The 4652-nt window shown below is 69.0% G+C and carries 5 protein-coding genes; 1 reads left to right on the top strand and 4 read right to left on the bottom strand.

Annotated elements, in window-relative coordinates; all coding sequences use genetic code 11:
* Positions 1 to 10: 10 nt before the first annotated feature.
* Complete coding sequence (locus tag VFG33_RS09840; protein ID WP_325024704.1) at positions 11 to 859, bottom strand: SDR family oxidoreductase; 849 nt, start codon at positions 857 to 859, stop codon at positions 11 to 13.
* 91 nt (positions 860 to 950) lie between these two features.
* Between VFG33_RS09840 and VFG33_RS09835 the strand changes: the two genes are divergently transcribed.
* Positions 951 to 1901: a complex I subunit 1/NuoH family protein gene (locus tag VFG33_RS09835; protein ID WP_325024702.1), complete on the top strand. Its 951-nt coding sequence runs from the start codon at positions 951 to 953 to the stop codon at positions 1899 to 1901.
* Here VFG33_RS09835 and VFG33_RS09830 read toward each other — a convergent pair.
* The 3 genes from VFG33_RS09830 to VFG33_RS09820 form a co-directional block, all read right to left on the bottom strand.
* Positions 1898 to 3106 (bottom strand): ABC transporter permease, encoded by a 1209-nt coding sequence (locus VFG33_RS09830; protein ID WP_325024700.1) that lies wholly within the window; start codon positions 3104 to 3106, stop codon positions 1898 to 1900. The genes VFG33_RS09835 and VFG33_RS09830 overlap by 4 nt on opposite strands.
* Complete coding sequence (locus VFG33_RS09825; RefSeq protein ID WP_325024698.1) at positions 3103 to 3768, bottom strand: ABC transporter ATP-binding protein; 666 nt, start codon at positions 3766 to 3768, stop codon at positions 3103 to 3105. The genes VFG33_RS09830 and VFG33_RS09825 overlap by 4 nt, the downstream gene beginning before the upstream one ends.
* Positions 3765 to 4652 (bottom strand): peptidoglycan-binding protein (locus VFG33_RS09820; RefSeq protein WP_325024696.1); only part of this gene is annotated, 888 nt, incomplete at its 5' end. The genes VFG33_RS09820 and VFG33_RS09825, both read right to left, overlap by 4 nt.

Raw genomic sequence — 4652 nt, 5'->3', positions numbered from 1 at the left:
CAACCGAGAGCTAACCGGCCGGTGTGGTGGTCAGGAAGTCGGCTGCGTGGTCGTGGGTCCATTGGTGGAAGGTGCGGCCGGGGTTGCCGGTGAGGGTTTTGTAGTCGGGGGTGACCGGTTCGGGGTCGTCTACTAGGGAGGCCCAGTACTGGACTGAGCCTTCGGCCAGGATGGGGTCCACGCCCGTTGCGAGCATTAGCTGGCGGGCTTCTTCCGGCGACTGCTCGGCGATCCGGAGGTCCTTGCCGATCACGCTGGCGATGGTCGCGACCTGCTCCTCTTGCGTGAGCACCTGCGGGCCGGTGAGCTCGTACTTGCGCCCGATGTGCGCATCGTCCAGCAACGCCAGTACGGCGATGTCGGCGATATCGCGCTCGTGGATCAGCGATCGTCCTGCCTTGGGCGATGGCATGGAGACCGTCGAACCCGTGCGAATCTCTTCGGCCCAGGTCAACGTGTTGGCCGCGAACCCGCCGACCCGCAGGAAGGTCCAGTCCGCCGCGGCCAGGAGTTGTTCGACTTGGCCCCACACGCCGTTGTACTCCGCAGGCTGATCGTCCTTGACGTTCAACGCCGACAGGTAGACGACCCGCCGTACCTGCTCGGTCAAGGCCTCGACGACGGGCGCCGCGCCCTCGGCACTGAACGAAGGCCAGAGCAGGAACGCCGCATCCACACCGGCCGCGGCCTTGCGCACCGCCGCCGGGTCATTGATGTCGCCGACAACCAGTTCGACCTCGGGAGGCAGTCCCGACAACAGTGGCTGCCGCACCAGTGCTCGTACGGCGACGCCGGCTTCCAACAGCCCGGCGACCACATGCCGGCCGACCTTCCCAGTAGCTCCGGTCACGAGAATCATGTGCACATCCCCTTTCGTCGAGGTCCCTTCGCCACCCAGCCTGGGACCTCAACAATGGTTCAGGTCAAGCCGGAGTCGATAGGGTGCCGTCATGCTCGAGTTCGTACTGCGGGTCGTCGGGGTGCTGGTCGCGTTCCTCGTCGCGCCCTTGCTGGTCGGTCAGGCCGAGCACAAGGTGATGGCGCACATGCAGTCCCGGCTGGGACCCATGTACGCCGGTGCGTTCCACGGCTGGGCGCAGTTGGTCGCGGACGGGGTCAAGTTCGTCCAGAAGGAGAGCGTGACGCCGGCGGCCGCGGACAAGCGGGTGTTCGAGTGGGCCCCGGTGGTCGCGATCCTGCCGTACATGGCGGCGCTGGCCGCGATCCCGATCGCGCCGAACATCGTCGGCGCGGACCTGGACTCCGGGTTGTTCTTCGTCCTGGCCGTGATGTCGGTCGGCGTGCTCGGATCGCTGATGGCGGGCTGGGCCAGCGGCAACAAGTACAGCCTGCTCGGCGGGCTCCGGGTCGCCGCGCAGCTGATGAGCTACGAGTTGCCGTTCGTGTTGTCCGCAGCGAGCGTCGCGGTCGCCGCCGGCACGTTGAGCCTGACCGGGATCGTCGACCAGTGGAACCCATGGTGGCTGCTCTGGCAGTTGCCCGGCCTCGTGGTGTTCTTCATCGCCGGACTGGCGGAGTTGCAGCGGCCGCCGTTCGACATGCCGGTGGCCGACTCGGAGGTCATCTTCGGGCCCTACACGGAGTACACCGGGCTGCGGTTCGCGTTGTTCCTGCTCGCGGAGTACGCCGGGATCGTCGTCCTGGCCGGCCTCACGACGGTGTTGTTCCTGGGCGGCTGGAGCGGACCGGGTCCCGATTCGATCGGCTGGATCTGGAGCCTGCTCAAGATCGCGGCGGTCTCGGTCCTGGTGATCTGGGTTCGGGTGGCGTTCCCGCGGATGCGCGCGGACCAGCTGCAGAAGCTCGCCTGGCAAGGCCTCGTGCCGGTGGCGCTGCTCCAGCTCGCGCTCACCGGCATCGGGGTCGTCATCTTCTACTAAGGCGTCGCGAGGGCCTCCGTCGGCGACAAGCGAGAAGCGCGGATCGCTGGATAGAGCCCAGCCAGTGCACCGATCACCAGCGTCGCCGCGATCCCCCCGATGACCGCCCACAACGGAATCACCGTCAGCCAATCCTGGTACGCCGCGTAGGCCGCCGTGACCCCACTGCCGAGAACGGCCCCGCCGATCCCGCCCAACGCCGACAGCAGCAACGACTCGGTCAGGAACTGCGACCGGATCTGACCCCGGGTGGCTCCCAGGGACCGCCGCAGCCCGATCTCCGCGCGGCGTTCGAGCACCGAGATCACCATGATGTTGGCGACGCCAACTCCGCCGACCAGCAGCGCGACAGCGCCGAGGCCGAGCAGCAGTCCGGTGAACGCCTCGCCCGCGGCCTGCTTCGCCGCCAGCGCATCCGACGGACGGGACACCTCGACCTCATTCGGTGCCTCGGGATTGGCTGTCGCCCCGAGCACCGCACGAACGGACTCGACCTGTGCGTCGATGGACCGCGTGTAGATCGTGGTCGGATGCCCGTCGAAGCCGAGGGTGGAATCCGCCGCCGGCCAGCCGATCAGCGCGGCACTGTCGAGCTCGGGGGCGAGAGCGGCCGGTTCCAGGATGCCGAGCACGGTGAACCACTCACCGCCGATCAGCACCTGGATGTCCGGGCCGGACCGGCTGATCCCGAGCCGCTCGGCGGCACTCGAGCCCAGCACGGTCGCCGGATAGCTGCCGGTCGCGGCGTCGAGCCACTTCCCGTTCCGGACGGTCCCGCCGATCGTGGTCAGCAGGTCGGTGCGGGCGGCGTACGGGACGATGCCGTTGGTCTGGATCGCCGGGATCTTGTCGCTGCGGTAGACGTTCGCGTCCTCGACCCGGCCGATCGCGGACAACGCCTGGACCGGGGCGATCCGGCGGACCATCGACTCCGACGCCAGCGGTAGCTGGGCCTGCTCACCGGTCAGCCTGGTGCCGGGGGAGACGGTGAGCAGATTGGTGCCGAGGGCATCGAGTGTCTCGTCCAGCTCCGCCTGCGAGGACGACGAGATGCCGACCACCGCGACCATCGCGGCGATCCCGATCGCGATGCCCAGGGCCGACAGGAAGGCCCGCGTCGGCCGGGTCCGCAGCCCGACCGCGCCCACCTTGAGCACGTCTCCCGGCCAGAGCCGGGCCGGCTGCAACCGGGCTTCATTGCTCATGAGCGGACCTCCGCGACGATGCGGCCGTCCCGCATCTGGACCTGGCGGGGGAGCGAGGCGGCGATGTCGCGGTCGTGCGTGATGATCACGACCGTGGTGCCGTCCGCGTGCAGGTCGCGGAAGAGCTGCATGACGCCCGCGCCCGAGGCGGTGTCCAGTGCCCCGGTCGGCTCGTCCGCCAGCAGCAGTGGCGGCTCACCCGCCGCCGCACGAGCCACGGCGACCCGCTGTCGCTCACCGCCCGACAGTTCGTGCGGCTCGTGATCCATCCGGTGCTCCAGGCCGACCCTCTCGAGCGCCGCTGCGGCCCGCTTGCGCCGCTGGCTCGCCCGCAGCCCCGAATACAGCAACCCGTCCGCCACGTTGTCCACCGCCCGTACTCCGGAGGCCAGGTGGAACTGCTGGAAGACAAAGCCGATCCGGGTCGCCCGCAGTGCCGAGAGACCCGAGTCGGACAGCCGCGCAACGTCGTACCGGTCAATCCGGACAGTTCCCGAGGTGGGCCGGTCGAGCGTGCCGAGCACGTTCAGCATGGTGGACTTGCCGGAGCCCGACGGCCCCACGATCGCCACCAGTTCGCCCCTGTCGATCCGCAGCGAGACCCCGCCGAGCGCAGCGACCCCGCCCGGGTAGAGCTTGGTCACCTCGGTCAGCTCGATCATTTCGGCACCCCCACCGTGACGCCCTGGGCGATCCCGCTGCCGCTGATCTCGACCCGGCCGCTCGCGAACATGCCGGTCTTCACCGGCACGTACCGCGAGCTGGTGCCATCCGTGACCTCGACCCCGAAACCGCCTTCGGTCAGGGCCAGCAGCGCCGCCACCGGCACGGTCAGCACGTTCTTCCGTTCGGACGCCGTGAACGTGACGTCAACCGAAGCCAGCGCGTAGGCCGCCAGCTGCTTCTGGTTGTCCAGGGCAACGATCACCTCGACCTTCGTCTCCGGGTCCTGGTCCTGCCCCGCGGCAGGCACGATGACCGTCGACACCTTCTCCACCCGGCCCGCCGCCGTACTGTTGTCCGGCAGCGTGACGCTCACTGCCGAGCCCTTCTTGGCCAGCCGCTGGTCCGACGCCTCGAGCTCGACGGTGACGGCCTTCTTCGTGCCGGTGTAGGTGAGCACGTTCTGACCGGGCCCGAGCTGAGCACCCTCCTGGGTCGACAGGCTGTCCACCCGGATCGAGCCGGAGGCGTACAGCACCTGGCCCAGCTCGACGGCCCCGGTCTCGTCCAGACCGCGATCCTCCTGCCACTCCTCGACCGCATCGGCGGTCGCGGACGTGTACTCGTCGTTGACCGTGAACCCCGTATAGCCCAGGGCCTTGAGGTTCTGCTCGAGCTGCAGGACGTCCGGCCCCTCGCTGTCGACTGCGAGTCGCCGGTAGGCCGGCAGAGCGCCGTACATGAGACTGGTGGGCTTGTTGTTCACCTCGTAGACCGTTTGCCCCCGGTAGAACTCCTGTCCGCTGTCGGGGAGGCTAGTGACGGTCCCGGCGCTGCGGCCGGTGGCTGTGCTGCTCGTGCCGTACCCCAGTTCGCCGTCGGC

This window comes from Kribbella sp. (assembly GCF_035687465.1).
GTDB lineage: Bacteria > Actinomycetota > Actinomycetes > Propionibacteriales > Kribbellaceae > Kribbella.
Note: the sequence above shows the minus strand (reverse complement) of the source record. Positions and strands in the feature narration are given on the sequence as shown.